This window comes from Nonomuraea sp. NPDC003709 (genome assembly GCF_040610775.1).
GTDB classification, from domain to species: Bacteria; Actinomycetota; Actinomycetes; order Streptosporangiales; family Streptosporangiaceae; genus Nonomuraea; species Nonomuraea angiospora_A.
In genome coordinates this window covers 59367-78595 of record NZ_JBEXMW010000005.1, presented here as the reverse complement: position 1 = coordinate 78595, position 19229 = coordinate 59367, and the positions used below count along the sequence as shown (strand labels likewise).

General features: G+C 71.7%; 21 protein-coding genes. 13 read left to right on the top strand and 8 right to left on the bottom strand.

Annotation, left to right across the window (positions count from 1 at the left end; genetic code table 11):
* Positions 1-2: 2 nt before the first annotated feature.
* Positions 3-1103, bottom strand: coding sequence for a substrate-binding domain-containing protein (locus tag ABZX61_RS16775; protein ID WP_355195332.1), 1101 nt, complete (start codon positions 1101-1103; stop codon positions 3-5).
* Positions 1104-1237: 134 nt separating this feature from the next.
* On the opposite strand from ABZX61_RS16775, the gene ABZX61_RS16770 reads away from it, so the two are divergent.
* The 6 genes from ABZX61_RS16770 to ABZX61_RS16745 all read left to right on the top strand — a co-directional run bounded on the left by ABZX61_RS16770 (position 1238) and on the right by ABZX61_RS16745 (position 8693).
* A complete protein-coding gene (locus tag ABZX61_RS16770; RefSeq protein WP_355195330.1) occupies positions 1238-2500 on the top strand; it encodes a glycoside hydrolase family 125 protein in 1263 nt (420 codons plus the stop codon).
* Positions 2497-3435, top strand: a complete 939-nt coding sequence (locus ABZX61_RS16765) for a sugar ABC transporter permease (RefSeq protein ID WP_355195328.1) — start codon at positions 2497-2499, stop codon at positions 3433-3435. Before ABZX61_RS16770 ends, ABZX61_RS16765 begins: the two co-directional genes overlap by 4 nt.
* Positions 3432-4298, top strand: a complete 867-nt coding sequence (locus ABZX61_RS16760; protein ID WP_355195326.1) for a carbohydrate ABC transporter permease — start codon at positions 3432-3434, stop codon at positions 4296-4298. Before ABZX61_RS16765 ends, ABZX61_RS16760 begins: the two co-directional genes overlap by 4 nt.
* Positions 4299-4328: 30 nt before the next feature.
* Positions 4329-5603 (top strand): ABC transporter substrate-binding protein, encoded by a 1275-nt coding sequence (locus ABZX61_RS16755; protein ID WP_355195324.1) that lies wholly within the window; start codon positions 4329-4331, stop codon positions 5601-5603.
* Positions 5600-7483: a glycoside hydrolase family 76 protein gene (locus ABZX61_RS16750; protein ID WP_355195322.1), complete on the top strand. Its 1884-nt coding sequence runs from the start codon at positions 5600-5602 to the stop codon at positions 7481-7483. The genes ABZX61_RS16755 and ABZX61_RS16750 overlap by 4 nt, the downstream gene beginning before the upstream one ends.
* A 133-nt stretch (positions 7484-7616) precedes the next feature.
* On the top strand, positions 7617-8693 hold the full coding sequence (locus tag ABZX61_RS16745; protein ID WP_355195320.1) for a serine hydrolase domain-containing protein: 1077 nt from the start codon (positions 7617-7619) through the stop codon (positions 8691-8693).
* On the opposite strand, the gene ABZX61_RS16740 is transcribed toward ABZX61_RS16745, so the two are convergent.
* The 6 genes from ABZX61_RS16740 to ABZX61_RS16715 are packed head-to-tail and all read right to left on the bottom strand — an operon-like array spanning position 8686 to position 13512.
* Entirely contained in the window at positions 8686-9222 is a 537-nt protein-coding gene (locus ABZX61_RS16740) for a carboxymuconolactone decarboxylase family protein (RefSeq protein WP_355195318.1), read from the bottom strand. The two genes, ABZX61_RS16745 and ABZX61_RS16740, sit on opposite strands and share 8 nt — an antisense overlap.
* Positions 9219-9431, bottom strand: a complete 213-nt coding sequence (locus ABZX61_RS16735; RefSeq protein WP_355195316.1) for a copper ion binding protein — start codon at positions 9429-9431, stop codon at positions 9219-9221. The genes ABZX61_RS16740 and ABZX61_RS16735 overlap by 4 nt, the downstream gene beginning before the upstream one ends.
* A gap of 28 nt (positions 9432-9459) precedes the next feature.
* A complete protein-coding gene (locus tag ABZX61_RS16730) occupies positions 9460-9741 on the bottom strand; it encodes a metal-sensitive transcriptional regulator (RefSeq protein WP_355195314.1) in 282 nt (93 codons plus the stop codon).
* A 47-nt stretch (positions 9742-9788) separates the two neighbouring features.
* Entirely contained in the window at positions 9789-12071 is a 2283-nt protein-coding gene (locus ABZX61_RS16725; RefSeq protein ID WP_355195312.1) for a xanthine dehydrogenase family protein molybdopterin-binding subunit, read from the bottom strand.
* Positions 12068-13030 carry a xanthine dehydrogenase family protein subunit M gene (locus tag ABZX61_RS16720; protein ID WP_355195310.1) on the bottom strand — a complete coding sequence of 321 codons (963 nt, stop codon included), beginning with the start codon at positions 13028-13030 and terminating at the stop codon, positions 12068-12070. The genes ABZX61_RS16725 and ABZX61_RS16720 overlap by 4 nt, the downstream gene beginning before the upstream one ends.
* On the bottom strand, positions 13027-13512 hold the full coding sequence (locus tag ABZX61_RS16715) for a 2Fe-2S iron-sulfur cluster-binding protein (RefSeq protein ID WP_355195308.1): 486 nt from the start codon (positions 13510-13512) through the stop codon (positions 13027-13029). The genes ABZX61_RS16720 and ABZX61_RS16715 overlap by 4 nt, the downstream gene beginning before the upstream one ends.
* 109 nt (positions 13513-13621) lie before the next feature.
* On the opposite strand from ABZX61_RS16715, the gene ABZX61_RS16710 reads away from it, so the two are divergent.
* The 6 genes from ABZX61_RS16710 to ABZX61_RS16685 are packed head-to-tail and all read left to right on the top strand — an operon-like array spanning position 13622 to position 17347.
* Positions 13622-13996: a BlaI/MecI/CopY family transcriptional regulator gene (locus ABZX61_RS16710; RefSeq protein ID WP_350735128.1), complete on the top strand. Its 375-nt coding sequence runs from the start codon at positions 13622-13624 to the stop codon at positions 13994-13996.
* Positions 13993-14940, top strand: coding sequence for a M56 family metallopeptidase (locus ABZX61_RS16705; RefSeq protein ID WP_355195306.1), 948 nt, complete (start codon positions 13993-13995; stop codon positions 14938-14940). The genes ABZX61_RS16710 and ABZX61_RS16705 overlap by 4 nt, the downstream gene beginning before the upstream one ends.
* Positions 14941-14986: 46 nt before the next feature.
* Positions 14987-15478: a hypothetical protein gene (locus ABZX61_RS16700; protein ID WP_355195304.1), complete on the top strand. Its 492-nt coding sequence runs from the start codon at positions 14987-14989 to the stop codon at positions 15476-15478.
* 52 nt (positions 15479-15530) lie between these two features.
* Positions 15531-16208: a 3'-5' exonuclease gene (locus ABZX61_RS16695; RefSeq protein ID WP_355195302.1), complete on the top strand. Its 678-nt coding sequence runs from the start codon at positions 15531-15533 to the stop codon at positions 16206-16208.
* Positions 16209-16268: 60 nt separating this feature from the next.
* Entirely contained in the window at positions 16269-16775 is a 507-nt protein-coding gene (locus ABZX61_RS16690; protein ID WP_355195300.1) for an EXLDI protein, read from the top strand.
* Positions 16776-16810: 35 nt separating this feature from the next.
* Positions 16811-17347 (top strand): DUF1707 domain-containing protein, encoded by a 537-nt coding sequence (locus ABZX61_RS16685; protein WP_355195298.1) that lies wholly within the window; start codon positions 16811-16813, stop codon positions 17345-17347.
* Positions 17348-17351: 4 nt separating this feature from the next.
* Here ABZX61_RS16685 and ABZX61_RS16680 read toward each other — a convergent pair whose 3' ends face one another.
* Positions 17352-18107, bottom strand: coding sequence for a ZIP family zinc transporter (locus tag ABZX61_RS16680; RefSeq protein ID WP_350735119.1), 756 nt, complete (start codon positions 18105-18107; stop codon positions 17352-17354).
* A 372-nt stretch (positions 18108-18479) separates the two neighbouring features.
* Between ABZX61_RS16680 and ABZX61_RS16675 the strand changes: the two genes are divergently transcribed.
* Entirely contained in the window at positions 18480-19229 is a 750-nt protein-coding gene (locus ABZX61_RS16675) for a cyclase family protein (RefSeq protein WP_355195296.1), read from the top strand.

The window sequence follows — 19229 nt, the reverse complement described above, 5'->3', positions numbered from 1 at the left end:
CATCACACGGGTTCGACGATGGTGAAGGGCACGACGGAGCGGGCGGGGACGGGCTCGCCGCGCGTCTGGGCGAGCAGCAGGTCCACCGCGCGCCTGCCCATCTCGCGCTGGTCCTGCCGTACGTGGAGGAAGGCAGGCCCGGCGACGGGGTCGAGCGGCGAGTCGAAGCACGCGATGACCGGGCCGTCGATCGCCCGGTCCAGCACCCGCGCCAGGTTGTACTCGCAGACCACGAACGCGGTGACCTGGGGTTCGCGGGCCTGGAAGGCGCGGATCCGCTCGATGTCGGCCCGCACGTTCTCCGGGCTGAAGGCGCCGGGCAGGGTGCTGGACAGCTCGGTCAGGTGATGCTGCCGGTCGAGCGGCAGGCCGCGGGCGGCGCAGGCGGCGCGGAAGCCCTCCAGCCGCTCCTCGATGCTGGAGGTGTTCTCCGGCGGAGGTGAGGCGAAGGCGACGTGCCGGTGCCCCTGGTCGAGCAGGCGCTCGGTCAGCGCGCGGGCGGCGGCCGCGTTGTCCGTGTGCACGGCGCACACCTGGATCCCGGCCAGGTAGCGGTCGACGAGGACCAGCGGGTGGCCGTCGAGGATGGTCCGCAGCAGGCCGGCGTTGTAGTACTCGCCGTGGACGGGGAACACGATCAGGCCGTCGGCCAGCCCTGAGTCCACCATCGACTCGATCGCCTTCTCCTCCTCTTCCTGGCTGCCGCGGGTGCGCTTGATCACCAGGGGGATGCCCCGCTCGGCGCAGCGCTCCTCCACCGCGCACAGCAGCTCCAGTCCGTACGCCTCCGACGCGTCCGGATAGATCATCGCGATGGCCCCGGGGACGCGCTCCCCCTCGGCGGGGCGCGCGGCGGGCGTGAGCCGGTCGAGGTCGGGGAGGTCCGTGGCCACGAACGAGCCCTTGCCGCGGATCCGATGGACGACGCCGGCCTCCCGGAGGAGTTCGAGCGCCTTCTTGGAGGTGATGCGGCTGACCTCGAACCGCTCGGCCAGCTCCATCTCCGAGGGCACGCGGTCGCCCGGGGCCAGGGCGCCCCGCCTGACCTCGTCCAGCAGGTAGTCGACGATCCGCTCGTACAGCAGCGGGCCTCTCTCAGCCACTCTTCCCCTCGCCCATTCAGTTGGTATGTCAACCCATCCAGATATATATCATCTTATATCTCGATGTTTCAGACATATTGACTTATGACAACTTGATTCTTACGTTTCCCTCAAGCGACGTCGAAGGGAACCGTGTGAAAGCCGTACATGACCTCGCCGACAAGGTCGAGCCCCGGCTCGCGCGGCGTCACCCCGAGGCCGCCGCGATGTTCCGGCAGTGCCTGCTCAACACGCTGGAGAGCACGGTCAGGCCGCTGCCGGACGGGACGACGTTCGTGCTCACCGGCGACATCCCGGCGATGTGGCTGCGCGACTCCGCGGCCCAGGTCGAGCCGTACGTGCGGCACGCGGCCGCCGACGACGAGGTCCGCCGCATGGTGCGCGGGGTGATCCACCGGCAGGCCAGGTACGTCGCGATCGACCCGTACGCCAACGCGTTCAACGAGAGCCCCGACGGCCAGGGCCACCACGACGACGTGCCGCGCGCGGGGCCGTGGGTCTGGGAGCGCAAGTGGGAGCTGGACTCCCTGTGCCATCCGATCCGGCTGCTGCACCTCTACTGGGGGGCGACCGGCGACGTCTCGGTGTTCGACGAGTCCGTGTACCGCATGCTGGTCGCCGTCGTCGGCACGATGCGCGCCGAGCAGCGGCCCGAGCGCTCACCGTACCGCTTCGTCCGGCCGGATCCGGGGCTGCCCACCGACACGCTGGTCAACGAGGGGAGCGGCCCGGCCTGCGGGTACACGGGCATGGTCCGCTCCGCGTTCCGGCCGAGCGACGACGCGTGCACGTACGGCTTCCTCGTCCCGGCCAACATGTTCGCCGTCGTCGTGCTGGGCCGGTTGGCGAAGTTCGCGCGGGAGATCTACGCGGACGCCGGCCTGGCCGACGACGCCGTACGACTGCGTGCGGAGATCGACGAAGGCATCCGGCGGCACGCCGTCGTCCGCCACCCCGTCCACGGCGAGATCTACGCCTACGAGAGCGACGGCCTCGGCAACCACCTGCTGATGGACGACGCCAACATCCCCAGCCTGCTCTCCATCCCCTACCTGGGATACCGGCCGGCGTCCGACCCGACGTACCGCAACACGCGCGCCTTCGTGCTCGGCCCCGGCAACCCGCACTACGCCGAGGGCAGGTACGCGCGGGGCGTGGGCAGCCCGCATACCAAGTCCGGACATGTCTGGCCGTTATCGCTGATCATGCAGGGCCTGACGTCCACCGACGCGTCGGAACGGGACGAGCTGCTGGCCGTGCTCGCGGCCACGACGGCCGGTACCGGATACGTCCACGAGAGCTTCGACCCCGACGATCCCGGCGTCTTCACCCGCCCCTGGTTCGGCTGGGCCAACAGCCTGTTCGCGCAGTTCGCCATGGAGGTGGCACAGACATGACCCAGACGCTCGCCGGCCGGTCCGCGGCCGGCCGCGCATCCCCGGGCCGCGCCCGGCCCGGGGGCTCCCTGCTGAGCCGGCACCAGGCGCGGGCCGGGGCGCTGTTCGCCGCGCCGCCGATGGTGCTGTTCCTCGTCTTCACCGTGCTGCCCGTCATCGGCGCCCTCGGCCTCAGCTTCACCTCGTACGACGTGCTGACCCCGCCGACGTGGGCCGGCCTGGCGAACTACGCCAGGCTGCTGAAGGACGCCACCTTCGCCCTCACGCTGAAGAACATCCTGCTGTACTGCGCGATGTTCGTGCCCGCGATGATCGCCGTCTCGCTGCTGCTCGCGGTGGCGCTCAACAGCAGGCTCCCGGCGATGGGCGTCTTCCGCACCATCTACTACATCCCCGTGGTCACCTCCCCCGTGGCCGCCGCGACCGTGTGGACCTGGATGCTCAACAGCCACTACGGGCCGGTCAACGAGATCCTCGGCTTCCTGGGCATCCCCGGCCCGGCGTGGGTGGGCGACAGCAGCACCGCCATGCTCTCCATTGTGCTGGTCACCCTGTGGCAGGGGGTCGGCTCCAACATGCTGATCTACCTCGCCGGGCTGCAGAACATCCCCGGCCACCTGTACGAGGCCGCCGCCCTGGACGGGGCGGGCCGCTGGGCGGCGTTCGCCCACATCACGTGGCCGCAGCTGCGCACCACGACGATGTTCGTCACGACGCTGTCGCTGATCGGCGCGTTCCAGCTCTTCGACCAGGCGTACGTGATGACCAAGGGCGGTCCGGGCAACTCGACCCTGACGCCCGTCTACCAGATCTACGAGACCGGCTTCAACCGGCTGCACATGGGCTACGCCTCGGCGCAGGCGTTCACGCTCTTCCTCGTCATCGTGGCGGTCACCGTGCTCAACATGCGGCTCAACCGGAGCGACGAGACATGATCCGGACGATCAGAATCACCCTGTTCTACGCCGTGCTCACCGTCGTCGGGCTGTTCATGCTGCTGCCGTTCCTGTGGTCGCTGAGCACGTCGCTCAAGCCGGACGACGAGATCATCTCCCTGCCCATCACGTGGCTGCCCGACAGGATCACCTTCGAGCACTACGGGGCGGCGTTCACCACCGTCCCCTTCGCCCGGCACTTCGCCAACTCGCTGCTGCTCGCCGTGGCCGGCGTCGCCACCAACCTGCTGCTCGGGTCGCTGGCCGGCTACGCGTTCGCGCGGCTGCCGTTCCGCGGCAGCCGGGTGCTGTTCCGGCTGCTGCTCGCGTCGATGATGGTGCCGTCCGTGGTGACCCTGGTGCCGTCGTTCCTCATCGTCAAGAACTTCCCGCTGGCCGGGGGCAACGATCTCGCCGGCCAGGGCGGCTTCGGCCTGCTCAACACGTACTGGGCGGTCATCCTGCCGGGGGCCGTCGGGGCCTTCGCGGTGTTCATGATGCGGCAGTTCTTCCTCGCGCTGCCCAGGGAACTGGGCGAGGCCGCCCGCGTCGACGGCTGCCCCGAGTTCCGCATCTTCTGGCGGATCTATCTGCCGCTGTGCCGTCCCGCGCTGGCCACCCTGGCGGTCTTCACCTTCGTGGCGGGCTGGAACGGCTTCCTCTGGCCGCTGATCGTGCTCAACGACCCGGACATGAGCACGATCCAGATGAGCCTGGCCGCGTTCTCCTTCAACCGGCAGACCGACTACGGGCCGCTCATGGCCGGATCGATCGTCGCCATGCTGCCCACTCTGCTGCTGTTCGCCTTCGGGCAGCGCTACCTGACTCGCGGCCTGGCCTTCACCGGCTCCGGCCTCCAGTGACACCCCCTCCCAGAAAGGAGCGCGCCGCCGATGCACTCGACCCTGGTCAAGCGGCTGGCCGCCACCGCCCTCGCCGTACTCTCGACGATCACGACCGGCTGCGCCTCGTCCGACGCCCCCTCCTCCTCTGCGGGAGGGGTGGTGCGGCTGAAGTTCTGGGGCGACTGGTCGGGCGAGGGCGAACAGCAGTTCAAGACCATGACCGCCGCCTTCAACAAGACGCACCCCAAGATCCAGGTCGACTACGTCGTCCAGGAGGACATGCTCACCAAGTTCCTCACCGCCTCGACCTCCGGGCAGGCCCCCGACGTCATGTTCTGGGACCGCTGGCGGACGGCGAGCTACGCGCCGAAGGGCGTCCTCACCCCGATCGACGACCTGCTGAAGAAGGACGGCATCGAGCGGGAGCGCTTCTACGGCGAGGCGCTGCGCGAGCTCACCCACGGCGGCAAGCTGTACGGGTTGCCGCTCACGGTCGACGCGCGGGCCCTGTTCTACAACAAGGCCCACCTGAAGGAGGCCGGCGTCGAGCCGCCGCGCACCTGGGCCGAGCTGGAGCAGGCGGCGGTCAAGCTGACCAGGCGCGAGGGCGGCAAGCTCGTGCGCGCCGGCCTGTCGATGGACGACACCGGCCTGTTCAGCATGTACCTGCGCCAGGCCGGCGGCCAGATGGTCAGCGACGACTGCTCGCGCACGACCTTCAACGGCCCGCAGGGGCTGCAGGTCCTCGACCTGTGGAGCCGCCTGGTCAAGGCGGGCGTCTACCAGAGCGGCTTCGAGAAGGGGCTCGGCGAGGGCACCGACGCGTTCGCGACCGGCAAGGTCTCCATGATCCTGACGGGTCCCTGGAACATCACCACGTACCAGAAGTACGGCAAGGACCTCGACTTCGGCATCGTGCCGCCGCCGACCGGGCCGCAGGGCGGCAGCGCCAGCCTCATGGGCGGCTTCGGCCTGGTGATCCCGCAGGCGGCCAAGCACAAGGACGCGGCCTGGGAGTTCGTCAAGTGGTGGACGGCCGAGAAGGACAACGCGCTGCTGTGGGCCAGGACGAGCCTGAACATCCCCGGCAACGTGCAGGCGGCGCAGGATCCCTTCTTCTCCGGCGACCCGTTCTGGAAGCCGATCCTGGACACGCTGCAGTACGCCAAGATCCGCCCCGCCTGCGCGGGCTACGCGCCGATGGAGGAGGAGTCCCTCATCCCCAACCTCCAGCTCCTCATGGAGGGCAAGACCACCGCCCAGCAGGCCCTGGCCAAGGCCCAGGAGCAGGGTGACCGGGTGCTGACGGAGAACAACCAATGAGGGCGCGCGCGGCGACCGCCGGCCTCGTGCTGACCGCGGCCCTCACCCTCGCCCCCGCTCCCGCACACGCCACCGTGCCCGCCGACGCCGACGCGGCGATGTCGGCCTTCGTCGCCGCCTTCTGGGATCCGGCGAAGAAGTACTTCTACACCAACAGCGACCACCAGATCCACGCCGAGCACGCTCACGGCCCGGAAGGCGGCCTGTACACCGACTTCTGGTGGGAGGCCCAGCTGTGGGAGCTGGTGATGGACGCCTACCAGCGCACCGGCGGCGCCGCCTACCGGCAGCTGATCGACGACGTGTACGCCGGTTTCGTCGCCTACTACCCCACTTTCGCCAACGACTTCAACGACGACCTGGGCTGGTGGGCGCTGGCGTGCGCGCGGGCGTACGAGATCACGCGTGACGCGACGTACCTGAACCGGTCGCGTGCCCTGTTCGACCAGATCTGGTCCGAGCAGGACACCACGTTCGGCGGCGGCATCTGGTGGCGCAGGAGCGTGCACACCCAGAAGAACGTGGCCACCAACGCCCCGGCCGTGATCACCGCCACCAAGCTGTACGCCGCGACCGGCGACGCCGCCTACCTGACGCGGGCGCAGAGTCTGTTCGCCTGGATCAAGGCCAACCTCCAGCAGTCCGGGCACGTCTACGACCACATCGAGGGCTCGAGCACGCTCGTGAAATGGGACTTCAGCTACAACTTCGGCACCTACATCGGCGCCGCCGCCGCGCTCCACGACGCGACCGGCACCGCCTCCTACCTGACCGACGCCCGCGCGGCGGCGGACTGGGCCACGACCTACCTCACCAACGGCGGCACCATGATGCACGAGGGCTCCGACGACGCCGGGGGCTTCAAGTCGCTGCTGTTCCGCTCGCTCAACACCCTCGTCACCGAGCACGGCCAGACCCAGTACCTGCCCTTCCTCCAGCGCAACGCCACCCAGGCCTGGCGCCACCGCCGCACCGGCGACGGCCTCGCCGGCCCCGACTGGTCCGCGCCCGCCCCCGCCACGTACCTCCAGAGCCTCACCGCGGCCGCCGCCGTCAGCGCGCTCCAGCTCGTCCAGCACGACGGCAACACCGGGCTCCAGCCGGAGAACGGCCGGTACGAGGCCGAGAACGCGCTGTCGTCGGGCATCGGCGCGGAGAGCACCCAGCCCGGCTTCAGCGGCCGGGGCTACCTCGCCGGCTGGAACACATCCGGCCAGACCCTGACCTTCCACGTCAACGTGCCCTCCGCCGGGGCGCACGAGCTGCGCTTCCGGTACGCCGCCGGCGCCGGGGACGCCTCCCGCCGGATCGTCGTGAACGGCGCCCAGTCCGACCAGTCGTTCCCGTCCACCGGCGGCTGGGGCACCTGGAACACCGCCGTGCTCAACGGTGTCACGCTGGCCCGGGGCCACAACACCATCCGGGTCGAGCTGGGCTCGGGCAACTACCTCAACCTCGACCGCCTCGACGTCTCCGCCCAGCTCCAGGCCGAGTCGGGGACCCTGCACGGGGTCGGCACCGAGTCCACCAACCCGGGCTTCACCGGCACCGGCTACGTGGCCGGCTGGAACGCCGACGGCCAGTGGGTGGACCTGCGGCCCGACGTCAGCCGGGCCGGCACGTACGAGCTCACCTTCCGCTACGCGGCCGCCGCGGGCGACGCCGTCCGCCACGTCTTCGTCAACGGCGCCGGAGCCGTGGACGCCCTCCGCTTCCCCTCCACGGGCTCGTGGAGCACGTGGAACACGGTGACCGTGCCGAACGTCGCGCTCCAGGAAGGGGCCAACACCGTCTCCGTCATCTTCAACGAGTCCAAGGGCAGCGCGAACTGGCTCAACCTCGACGAGCTGACCCTCCGCCACGTCAGCGGCCCTTCGTGAGCCCGGGGATCGGAAAGGGCCTTCAAGCAACTCATGTTGACTAAGACCGGATTAGTCAACTAGCGTTGCTTGTCGTCGCCGGCGCCTCTGCCCGGCGGATGACCACGCCCTTTCCGACCTCCGTGGAGGCTCCATGTCCATGCTCCGTACCGGCCTGCTCGTCGCCGCCCTGACCGCGACGGCCACCACGATGACGATCCCCGCCGCCGCGGCCGACCGGGGCCACGCCAAGCTCCAGCGCGCGCTCGACCGGGCCGTGGCCGACGGCGGCGGCCCCGGCATCGTCGCCGAGCTCAGGGACGGCGACGCGGCACCATGGTTCGGGACGGCGGGGGTGGCCGACCTGGAGACCGGACGCCACCGCCGGCCGGGCGAGCACTTCCGCATCGGCAGCTTCACCAAGGCGTTCGTGGGCACGGTGGTCCTGCAGGTGGCGGCCGACGGCAAGCTGAGCCTGGACGACACGGTGGCGAAGTGGCTGCCCGGCGTGGTGGAGGAGCACCTCGGCGGGGACGGCACCAAGATCACGGTCAGGCAGCTGCTCAACCACACCAGCGGGCTCCCCGACGCCGTCCCCGGCCAGGAGACCCCGCGCCCCGAGGAGCCCGGCAAGCGCTTCATCTACTCCAAGGTCAACTACAACCTCGCGGGGATGATCGTCGAGCGGGCGACGGGTTCGACCATCGCCGACGAGATCGACCGCCGCATCGCCCGCCCGCTGCACCTGACGGGCACGTACCTGCCCGGCGCCGACAACACGATCCGCGACCCGCACGCCCGCCACTACTCGAAGTTCGACGAGGCCGGCGGGCCCACGGAGATCCACGACGTGACCCACGCGGACCTGAGCTGGGCCGGGGCCGCCGGCGGGATGGTCTCGACCACCTCCGACCTGCACCGCTTCCTGCGGGCCCTGCTGCGCGGCCGCCTGCTCGCGCCCGCGCAGCAGAAGGAGATGTTCACCACCGTCTCGACGGAGGGCGCGGACTGGGTCCCGAACACCAGGTACGGCCTCGGCGTCTACTCCCAGAAGCTCCCGTGCGGGGTCACGCTCTGGGGCGGGGGCGGCTTCATCCAGGGCTCGGTGACGTACGCGATGGGCGACCGCGAGGGCACCCACACGCTGGTCGCCAACCTGAACGGCGACTGGAACGACTTCCTGACGACGTTCGCCGCGCTCTTCGAGACCCGCTTCTGCCCGCTCACGTAGCCTTCTCTGCCGGCTTCAGGCCGGCCAGCAGGTTGAAGGAGCCGGTGAGCAGGTTGAGGGCGACCAGGCCGGGGATCTCCGCGATGATCCGCTCGCTCCAGCCATGAGCCCTCAACTCGGCCACGTCCTCGTCCGTCAGCGAGGACGGCTCGGCCAGCACGCGGGTGGCCACCGCGATGAGCGCCGCCTCCCGGGCGTCGGTGGAGGTGCCCTGGCGGGCGAGAGCGATGTCCGTCTCGCTCAGCCCCGCCGCCCGGGCGCCCGCCGCGTGCGCGTCGAGGCAGAGCCCGCAGCCGATCCACTCCTGCAGGGCGAGCGAGATCTTCTCGCTGAGGGCGCGGGGCAGCTTGCTGCGCTTCATGGCCCGCGACAGGTCAAGGTAGCCCTGGAGCATCGCCGGCGAGTGCGCCATGGTGGAGATCATCTCACCGGCCGAGCCGGTGCGGCCGATGATGTCGTTCAGCAACTCCCGGGACTTCTCCGGGGCTTCGGCGGGGTCGAGCGCACCCAGCCTGGGCGCCGCGTTCATGACCGACTCGCCACCTCGTAGCCCGCTTCCTCGACCGCGGCCACGATGTCCGCCGCCTCCACGGGGCTGTCACTCTCCACGGTCAGCAGGCCGCTGGCCAGGTCAACCTCCACCGAAGTGACCCCGGACACCTCACCGACCTCCTCCTTCACCGAACTCACGCAGTGCCCGCAGGTCATACCCGTGACGGTGTAGGTAGCGGTAGCCATATCGATCAACCCTCTCCAGAGATGTCTGTCAGGAACGAACGAGCCGCGCGATGGCGTCGGAAGCCTCTTTGACCTTCGCCTGAGCCTCCGGCCCGCCCTGGGCGGCGGCCTCGGCGACACAGTGCGCCAGGTGATCCTCCAGCAGGGAGATCGCGACCGACTGCAGAGCACTGGTGGCCGCCGACACCTGCGTCAGGACATCGATGCAGTACTTGTCGTCCTCGACCATCCGCTGCAACCCCCGCACCTGACCCTCGATCCGGCGCAGCCGCCGCAGCTGGTCCTGCTTGCTGCCGCTGTATCCGACCATGTCTCCCCCTTCCGGCTCGTCGAGCGTACCATACCCCCCTACCGTATTCAAAACATGAGCTTGTCCGGGGTGATGGGCAGGGATCGGAGGCGTTTGCCGGTCGCGTGGTGGACGGCGTTGGCGACGGCGGCCGCCACGCCCACGATGCCGAGCTCGCCGATGCCCTTGGCGCCCAGCGGGGTCTGCGGGTCCGGCCGGTCGACGAAGCGGATGTCGATGTCGGGCACGTCGGCGTGCGTGGGCACGTGATAGTCGGCCAGGCTGTGGTTGACGATCAGGCCCGTGCGCTCGTCGAGCAGCGCCTCCTCGGTCAGCGCCATGCCGATGCCCATGATGATCCCACCGCGCATCTGGCCGGCGGCCTGCTTGGGGTTGACGATCCGGCCGCCGTCGAACGCCCCGGCCCAGCGCGTGACGCGCGTCTCGCCGGTGTCCTCGTCCACCCGCACCTCGCAGAAGTGCGCGCCGTAGGAGTAGGTGCCGCGCTTGATCGTCTGGTACGGCAGCGCCGACCTGCCCTCCACCTCCACCCCGTCCACCCCGGCCCCGGCCAGGATGCGCTCGTAGGTCTCTCCACCCCGGGGACCGAACAGGCCGCCGTCGCGGGTCTCCGCCTCGCCGGGCGACAGTCCGGCCAGCGGCGAACCGGTGCCGCGGGCCAGTTTCAGCAGCTCGCGGACGAGGTTGTCGCGGGCCGACCAGATGGCCGAGGCGAGCGTCGTGGTGGCGGCCGAGGCGCCGGGGATGCGGGTCCTGGCCACGTCGGAGTCGCCCTGTTCGAAGCGGACCCGGTCGAGGGGCAGGCCGAGCCGGTCGGCGGTGGCCTGGCTCTGCGCGGTCGAGGTGCCGGCGCCCAGTTCGTTGGTGCTGCTGCGGACGGTGACCGTGCCGTCGGCGGACAGGCGGAGCTTGACCCCGGCGATGAGCACGGCGTCGGGGTTGATCGCGGCGGCCATGCCGTACCCGATGAGCCAGCGGCCGTCGCGGGTCGCGCGGGGCACGGGCGGACGCCGGGACCAGCCGAACGCGTCCGCGCCGAGCAGGTACGCCTCGCGCAGGTGGCGGCTGGTGAACCGGTTGCCCGCGGCCGGGTCGCGGTCCGGCTCGTTGCGCAGGCGCAGTTCGAGCGGGTCCAGGCCGAGCCGCCAGGCCAGTTCGTCCATGGCCGACTCCACTGCGAAGGAGCCCGGCGCTACGCCGGGGCCGCGGAAGAAGGCGTTCTGGATGCGGTCCAGGCGTACCACCTGCTGGGCGCTGTGCAGGTTGGGGCAGGCGTACAGATGCCGGGAGGCGATGACCGCGGCCTCGGCGAACTCGTCGGCGCTGCACGACGACACGGCATGGTGCTCCAGCGCGGTGAGCCGCCCGGAGGCGTCGGCGCCGAGCGAGACGCGGCTGCGGGTCGGGGCCCGCCCGCCGGTCATGGCGAACAGGTCAGCGCGCGACAGGACGAGCTTGACCGGCCGGCCGGAGGGCCTGGCCGCGGCCACGGCGAGCCAGACGTGCGGCCAGGCGACGGTCTTGCCGCCGAAGCCGCCGCCGATGAACGGCGCGAGCACGCGGACGTTCTCCTCGGCCAGCGAGAACTTCCTGGCCAGCATCTCCTTGACCCCGTAGGGGTATTGCGAGGTGTCATGGACGGTGAGCCGGTCGCCCTCCCAGTGGGCCACGGTGGCGTGCGGCTCCATCGCGTTGTGGTATTCGAGCGGCGTGGCGTACTCGGCCTCGACCGTGACCGCCGCCGGGGCGGTGCGGGGGTCGCCGATCCTGGTCACCGGCTCTTCCAGTACGGCGTGCGCGGGCGTGAAGGGCCGCTGCCCGGTCATCGACAGCGCGGCGGGCCACCGCTGGTAGTCGGCGTGGATCAGGGAGGCCGCGTGCCTGGCCTGCTCCGGGGACTCGGCGACGACCACCGCGATGGGCTGGCCGTACCAGAAGATCTCGTCGGTGTTGAGCACGGGCAGGCTCATCGCGGCGGCGCCCAGCGGGCCGCGGAGGGTGGCGTAGGCGGCGGTGCGCTTCATCGCGGGCGCGTTGTGGTGGGTCATCACGAGCAGCACGCCGGGCGCGGGAGGCACGTGGATGGCGGTGACGCGGCCCCTGGCGACGGTGCTGCCCACCACGGCGGCGTGGACGAGGCCGGGGAGCCGGTGCTCGGCCGTGTAGCGGACGGCGCCCGCGGCCTTGGCGGGGCCGTCCAGCCGGTCGGCGGGGCGGCCCAGTTCGGCGCGCTGGTGGGCCAGGGGGTCGGGCCTGCCGTCAGGGAGGAGCCTGGCCAGCCTGGCCATCGCCTTGCCGGCGAGGGTGAAGCCGCGCGATGCGAGGGTCATGAGTGGGCTCCCTTCAGGGCTCGGCGGATCAGCCGCCTGGCCAGCTCGGGCTTGAACGCGTTGTGCTCGCGCGGCCGCGCGTCCGCCAGGGCCCGCTCGGCGGCCTGGTCGATGAGGTGGTCGTCGAGCGAGGTGCCGGTGAGGAGCCGTTCGGCCTCGTACGCGCGCCACGGCTTGGGCGCGACCCCGCCCAGCGCGATGCGCACCCGGCTCGCCCGCCCGTCCTCCAGGTGGGTGAACACGGCCACGCTCACCAGCGCGAAGGCGTAACTGGCCCGATCGCGGACCTTCAGGTAGACCGAGTGGCCGGGAGGGACGGGAGGCAGGTCGATCGACGTCACCAGCTCGCCCGGCCGGAGCACCGTCTCCACGTGCGGGGTGTCCCCGGGGAGGAGGTGGAAGTCCACCAGCGGCACGGGGTCGCGGCCGGCGATGTTGACCACGGCGTCGAGGGCGGCCAGGGCCACGCACATGTCCGATGGGTGCACGGCGATGCAGCTCTCCCCCGCGCCGAGGACGGCGTGCATGCGGTTGAACCCGTCGAGGGCGTCGCAACCGGCACCCGGCTCGCGCTTGCCGCAGGCCGAATGGCGGTCGTAGAAGTAGCCGCAGCGGGTCCGCTGCAGGAGGTTGCCGCCCACCGTCGCCCGGTTGCGCAGCTGGGGCGAGGCGCCGTTCACGATGGCCTGGGACAGCAGCGGGTAGCGGTCGCGGACCCGGTGGTCGGCGGCCACGCGCGTGTTGCGGGCCAGGGCGCCGATCCGCAGCCCGCCGCCGGGCAGGTCCTCGATCCCGGCCAGCGGCAGCCGGCCGATGTCCACCAGTCGTTCCGGCGTCTCGATGCCCTCGCGCATCAGGTCGACGAGGTTGGTGCCGCCCGCCAGGTATTTCGCCCCCTCGGCGGCGAGGGCGCGGGCCGCGGCCGGGTCGGTGGCGGTGACGTAGGAGAACGGGTTCATCGGGCGACCTCTCTCACGGCCGCGAGGATCCCGTTGTATGCGCCGCACCGGCACAGGTTCCCGGCCAGCCGCTCCCGGATCTCGGCGTCCGTCAGGCTCGCCGCTCCGACGGAGCTCGGCACCCCCGCGTCGTGCTCGGCGAGCATGGCCACCGCCGAGCAGATCTGCCCCGGCGTGCAGTAGCCGCACTGCAGGCCGTCGTGACGCACGAACGCCTCCCGCAGCGCCCGTCCCGGCTCGCCGAGCCCTTCGATGGTCGTGATCTCCGCGTCCTGGCACTGGGCGGCGAGCACGAGGCAGGAGTTGACCCGCTCGCCGTCCACCAGCACCGTGCAGGCGCCGCAGGCGCCCTGGTCGCATCCCTTCTTCGTCCCGGTCAGGGCGAGGTGTTCGCGCAGACAGTCGAGCAGGCTGACGCGGGTGTCGAGCTCCAGCTCGTGCCGGCGGCCGTTCACCGACAACCGCACCTGTATGGATGGCATCCGAAAACCCCTCTAACTCGTACATCCATGTACGGATTACCGGCCCGACTATACCCCTCCTCCGTATGAGCGCTGTTCCGGAACTACGACCGCGGATAGCATTCGCGTCATGACGCGCGGCCTAGGAGAGCTCGAATCCACCATCATGGAGCGGATGTGGGCCCGGCGGCAGCCTGCCTCCGTCCGGGACGTGCTGGAAGAACTGCGGCAGGAGCGCACCATCGCCTACACGACGGTCATGACCGTGATGGACAAGCTGCACACCAAGGGCCTGCTCAAGCGCGAGCCCGTCCGCCGCGCCTACATCTACGAGCCGGTCGCCTCCAAGGAGGCCTACACGGCCGACCTGATGCGGGCCGCGCTGGCCGGCAGCGGCAACCAGGCCGCCACGCTGGTGCACTTCCTCGAACGCCTCACTCCCGAGGAGGCGACCGCCCTGGAGGCGGCCCTGCAGGTGTTCCCGCCCAAGGGCGGGCAGGCGTGATCGCAGCCGCCGTCCTGGCGCTCTACACGGTGGTCGCCGCGATCTGGCTGCCGCGGCTGATGCGGACCGCGCGCTGGGCCGACCGGGCGCCCCGGCTGGCGATCGCGATGTGGCAGGCGGCCGGCGCGTCCGTGGTCGCCTCCGCCGTCCTGGCCGCGTTCGCCTTCGCCGTGCCCGCCGACGTCGTGGGGCACGGGCTGGCCGGGCTGTTCGAGATCTGCGCGGCGATGTTGTCGGACGGCGACGGCCTGACCGTGGCCGGCGCCGGCGCGCTCCTGGCCGCGGGCGCGGTGCTGGCGCGCCTGCTCTCGTGCGGCGCGGCCGTCCTGGTCAGGACGAGCATGGAACGACGTGCGCACGCGGCCATGCTCGGCCTGCTCGGCCGGCGCGACCGCGACCTCGACGCGATCGTGCTCGACCACGACGAGCGGCTGGCCTACTGCCTGCCCGGCAGGCGCGCCCAGACCGTCATCACCACCGGGGCCCTGCGCAGCCTCACCCCCGAGCAGGTCGCCGCCGTCCTGGCGCACGAGCGCGCCCACCTGCGCGGCAGGCATCACCTGGCGCTCGCCGCGGCGCACACTCTGGCCAGGGCGTTCCCGAAGGTGCCCGTGTTCGGGGCGGCCGAGGCGGAGATCGTCCGGCTGATCGAGCTGCTGGCGGACGATGTCGCGGCGCGGCGCCATCCCCGGGTGCAGATCGCCGCCGCGCTCGTCGGCCTGGCCACCGGGCGGGCACCCGCGTTCGCGCTCGGCGCCGGCGGCGACACCGCGCTCCTGCGCGTACGCCGCATGCTCAACCCCGCCTCCCCGCTCAGGCGCGTGGAGCGCCTGGCCGGAGTGGCGAGCGTGGCCCTGCTGCTGAGCGGGCCGGCGGCGGTGGCGCTGGTGCCCGGCTTCGCCTCGTTCGTGGCCCATCACTGCCATTCCCTCCTCACCTTCTGAGCCCGCGGCCCCGGAACCGTCCGGCCCTCTCCGGTGTATCCCGGGCATGAGATTGCCGGTCGTCCTCACCCTCGCCGCCGTCCTGTCCTGCCCGGCCTGCTCCTCCGGAGCGGGCCCCGGCGACTGCCCGGTGACGCTGCCCAGCCCCGCCCCGACCTCCTCGAACGGCACGCCCGGGCCGTTCTTCGGCAGGGAGAGCTCCCACGGCGCCGGGAGCCTGTGGGTGGGCGGGCTGGAGCCGGACGGCGTCATCGAGGCCGGCGCCGATTTCGTCCGGCCGGACGGCTCGATCTCCATGAAGTACGGCTGGTGGCGGGGGGTCGCGGGCAAGCTGGAGATCAGCGGGCGGCGGCTGGACGGACCGGCCGCGCCGCTGCGCAGCGACGTGCCCGACGGCTACGGCGACACGGGTTTCCAGGCCACGGGCGTGTACTTCCCCGTCGAAGGCTGCTGGGAGGTCACCGGCCGGGTGGGCTCGGCCCGCCTCACCTTCGTCACCCTCGTCACTCGCGCCGGCGCGACCTCCCAGGCGCGGTAGTCGACCTTCCACATCGCGGGTGTGCGGACGGGCGACGGGGTACCGTCACCGCGTGGACGCGCCCGCAGCACGGACCGCCTTGTACGGCGACGCCGTTTTCACCCGCCACACTCTGATCGTCATCGACTTCGAAGGGCTGACGCCGCAGGGGCGTCCCCTGGTGCCGGTCGAGGTGGGGGTGTGCGCCGTCAAGGCGAGCGGCGGCGACCTGGCCGAGGTGTGGCGGTTCGAGTCGCTGATGGCGCCGCCGGCGGGCGTGGCTGTCACCCCGTGGGACGTGCGGCAGACCGGCATCACCGAGGCCATGCTCGCCACCGCCCCACCGGCCGAGCAGGTCATGGCCGCTCTCGACGACCGCCTGACGGCGCCGCCGTACCGGCTCGTCGCCCATCACGCCGCGACGGAGGCGGCCCTGATCGCCGGGCTGCGGTCGTGGTGCCCGCGACTGGCCGCCGTCCCGCTGCTCGACACCGTACGGCTGGCCCGCCACCTGTATCCGCGGCTGCCCTCCCACAGCCTGGACACGCTGCTCGCGCACCTGGACATCCCCCGCCCGGCCGGCCGCCACCGGGCCCTGCCGGACGCCGAGGTGACGGCGCGGCTGCTGCGGCGCCTGCTGGCCGAGGGGGGCCGCACGCGCTGGCGGTCCCTGTACGACCTCGACGCCATCGGCGGCCTCGCGCCCAAACGGCCGCCGCACCGGCCGAGCGAGCAGCCGGGCCTGTTCTGATCCTGTTGCCATCGCCCACCCTTATACGTAGGCTTATACGTATACACGAGGAGGGCGGCCATGGTGCGCGGCACGACGATCGAGATCCCGGACGAGGACCTTCCGCTGCTGGAGCGGGCGCAGGGCCTGGCGGGCGGCACGCCGGCGGCGGCGATCAGCGAGGCGCTGCGGCGCTACGTCGAGGCGGAGGAGGGCCGCCGGCAGGGCTACGACGAGATCGTCATCCAGGTCGCCGGGGACGAGCGGCGCTTCTCGGGGGTGCTGCTCGGCGAGTGGGGCCGCACCAGCCGCAGCGGGCGGGTGGAGACGTTCCGGGTGTACCGCTCGGGCAAGGGCACGTTCGTCCTGCACGTCGATCGCTCGCCCGACTGGGTGAGCGGCTCGGAGCCCGACGACTGGCTCGGCCACCTCGGCCTGGGCGAGACGAGCTGGGGCTTCGTGCCGGGCGATGCCGTCGTGGAGATCGTCGGCACGATCGAGGAGCTGCGCGGCAGGATCCCCGCCGAGTTCCACGACCGGATCGCCGGGATCGCCGAACGCCCCGCCGTCGAGGACCTCGACCTCTGACCGGCGAGCCGCCACGACCGAACAGGAAGGCAAGCATGGAACTCCGGACGCGAGTCTCCGACGGCGACCGCGACATGGTCGTCCAACGACTTCAGCAGGCCTTCGCCGACGGCCGGCTCGGCTCCGCCGAGATGGAGGAGCGGCTCGAACGGGCGCTCACCGCCACCTCCCACGGCGACCTGGTGACGGTCACCGCCGACCTGCCGGAGCTCCCGGACGAGACGGTGGAGCTGAGCTCCACCGGCGGCCGCATCAGGCGGGCGGGCGACTGGCAGGTCCCGCGCCGGTTGCGGATCGAGTCCGAGTACGGCCAGGTACGGCTGGATCTGTCCCGGGCCGTCATCGCGCATGCCGAGATCGAGATCGGCCTCCGGCTCGACTACGGATCCGCCACGATCGTCCTGCCGCGCGGCGCGACCGCGAACACCGACGGGGTGCGCACCGACTGGGGCCGCGTGACCTGCGAGGCGCCGGGCCGTCCACGTCCCGGCGCTCCGCACGTCCTGGTCACCGGGACGCTCCCCTACGGCCGGCTGCGGATCCGCGTCTCCCGGCGGTGGCTCAGCCGGTGAGGGCTCACTCGGCCAGGCGCTCGATGGCGAAGGCCGCCAGGAATCCGATCGTGGTGATGAGCCCCGTGAGGGTGTGCGCGCGCTCGAAGGCTTCGGGGATCATCGTGTCGGCCACCATGGCGAGGATCGCGCCCGCCGCCACCCCCATGATCACCGCGGTGAACGCGGGCGAGGCGGACTGCATGGTCAGGTTGCCGAGCAGCGCCGCCAGGCCGCTGGCCAGCGCGATCCCGCCCCAGATGCCGAACACGTAGCCGGGGCCGCGGCCCGCGCGCTTCATCCCGGCGGCGCTGGAGAGCCCTTCGGGGACGTTCGAGATGAACACCGCGGCGAGCACGGCGAGCCCGATCTTCCCCCCGCCCACCAGGGACAGGCCGAGCACCACGGACTCGGGGACACCGTCGAGCAGCGCGCCGATCGCGATCGCCGCGCCGCTCCCCTGGACGTCGGCCTCGCTCGGCTGCTGGTCGCCCGAACGCTTGCGGTGCCGCGCGCCGTACCGGGCCAGCAGCGCGTTGGCCGCCACGTAGGCGCAGGCGCCGGCGAGGAAGCCGACGGCGGCCGGTAAGAGCCCGCCGGCGCGCTCAGCCTCGTCCATCAGCTCGAACGACAGCGCCGAGATCAGCACACCGGCCCCGAAGGCCATGATCATGGCGATCCAGCGCGCCGGGACCTTCACCGACCAGGCGACCGCGGCTCCCACGACCAGGGCCCCGCCAGCCACCGACCCCCACAGCCCCGCCTCCAGCCATTCCGGCATCACCGCACCTCCACCCGCAGGACTGTACGCGCCGCACGACCCCGTCCAGCCGGAGGGGGCTGCACGACGCGCGGGCCGTACTGCGAACGAGCCGCCCGGGGGCCCGGCGGCTCATCCGAGCGCATGACGCGGTTACCGGGGCTGGTCCGGGGTTCCCCGCAGGGCGTTCTCGAGCCGGCGAGCCCAGCACAGCGCGGTGGCCGCGAGTTCGGCCGTCCGGGGGGCCAGGCGGACGCGTGGCCCTGGACCCGGCCCAGGTCGCTGCCTTGTACTTCGGCGTCCCGTTCGTGGCGATCTGCTACTTGTATTACCACCTGCGCCACGGACGCCGTATGCGTCCCGCCCTTGTCCAGACGAAGGAGAACCAAGCTCATGGAACCCCCTCTGTGGTCGGCCTACCGCGAGCTCACCGCGAAGACGACCTGCGTGGACCTCACCCACGCCTTCCGCCCGGGGCAGCCGCACTTCGCCGCGTTCCCGGACGAGCGGCGCGAGAAGGTCTTCGACATGGATCGCGGGGACGGCTTCAACGTCCACCTGTACACGCTCGTCGGGCAGTGGGGCACGCACGTGGACCCGCCCGTGCACTTCGTGGCCGGCGCGCGGACCGTCGACGAGATCCCGGTGGAGGAGATGATCCTGCCGCTGGTGGTGCTCGACATCACCCAGCGCGTGGAGGCCGATCCGGACGCCACCCCGACGATGGAGGACGTCGCGGCATGGGAGCGGCGCAACGGGCGGATCCCCGCCGGAGCGTTCGTGGCGCTGCGGACCGGTTGGGGCCGGCGCTGGCCGGACCGGGACGCGATGGCCAACAAGGACGCTGCGGGGGTCAGCCACACCCCCGGCTGGTCCGCCGACGTGCTGCGGTACCTGTTCGAGCAGGCCGGCGTCACCGCGATCGGCCATGAGCAGACCGACACCGATCCCGGGTCGGCCACGTCCCAAGGCGACTTCAGCCTGGAGCTGTACGTCCTGGCGCGGGACCGGTGGCAGATCGAGCTGATGGCCAACCTCGACCAGGTGCCCGAGACGGGCGCGCTGATCGTGGCGACCTGGCCCAAGCCCCAGGGCGGATCCGGCTTCCCGGCCCGCGTCTTCGCCCTGTGCCCGACCGGCTGA

Coding starts and splice junctions, on each gene's coding strand:
- ABZX61_RS16765 (WP_355195328.1), top strand. CDS start 2,497: ATGACCCAGACGCTCGCCGGCCGGTCCGCGGCCGGCCGCGCATCCCCG.
- ABZX61_RS16760 (WP_355195326.1), top strand. CDS start 3,432: ATGATCCGGACGATCAGAATCACCCTGTTCTACGCCGTGCTCACCGTC.
- ABZX61_RS16755 (WP_355195324.1), top strand. CDS start 4,329: ATGCACTCGACCCTGGTCAAGCGGCTGGCCGCCACCGCCCTCGCCGTA.
- ABZX61_RS16750 (WP_355195322.1), top strand. CDS start 5,600: ATGAGGGCGCGCGCGGCGACCGCCGGCCTCGTGCTGACCGCGGCCCTC.
- ABZX61_RS16745 (WP_355195320.1), top strand. CDS start 7,617: ATGTCCATGCTCCGTACCGGCCTGCTCGTCGCCGCCCTGACCGCGACG.
- ABZX61_RS16740 (WP_355195318.1), bottom strand. CDS start 9,222: ATGAACGCGGCGCCCAGGCTGGGTGCGCTCGACCCCGCCGAAGCCCCG.
- ABZX61_RS16735 (WP_355195316.1), bottom strand. CDS start 9,431: ATGGCTACCGCTACCTACACCGTCACGGGTATGACCTGCGGGCACTGC.
- ABZX61_RS16730 (WP_355195314.1), bottom strand. CDS start 9,741: ATGGTCGGATACAGCGGCAGCAAGCAGGACCAGCTGCGGCGGCTGCGC.
- ABZX61_RS16725 (WP_355195312.1), bottom strand. CDS start 12,071: ATGACCCTCGCATCGCGCGGCTTCACCCTCGCCGGCAAGGCGATGGCC.
- ABZX61_RS16720 (WP_355195310.1), bottom strand. CDS start 13,030: ATGAACCCGTTCTCCTACGTCACCGCCACCGACCCGGCCGCGGCCCGC.
- ABZX61_RS16715 (WP_355195308.1), bottom strand. CDS start 13,512: ATGCCATCCATACAGGTGCGGTTGTCGGTGAACGGCCGCCGGCACGAG.
- ABZX61_RS16710 (WP_350735128.1), top strand. CDS start 13,622: ATGACGCGCGGCCTAGGAGAGCTCGAATCCACCATCATGGAGCGGATG.
- ABZX61_RS16700 (WP_355195304.1), top strand. CDS start 14,987: ATGAGATTGCCGGTCGTCCTCACCCTCGCCGCCGTCCTGTCCTGCCCG.
- ABZX61_RS16690 (WP_355195300.1), top strand. CDS start 16,269: ATGGTGCGCGGCACGACGATCGAGATCCCGGACGAGGACCTTCCGCTG.
- ABZX61_RS16685 (WP_355195298.1), top strand. CDS start 16,811: ATGGAACTCCGGACGCGAGTCTCCGACGGCGACCGCGACATGGTCGTC.
- ABZX61_RS16680 (WP_350735119.1), bottom strand. CDS start 18,107: ATGCCGGAATGGCTGGAGGCGGGGCTGTGGGGGTCGGTGGCTGGCGGG.
- ABZX61_RS16675 (WP_355195296.1), top strand. CDS start 18,480: ATGGAACCCCCTCTGTGGTCGGCCTACCGCGAGCTCACCGCGAAGACG.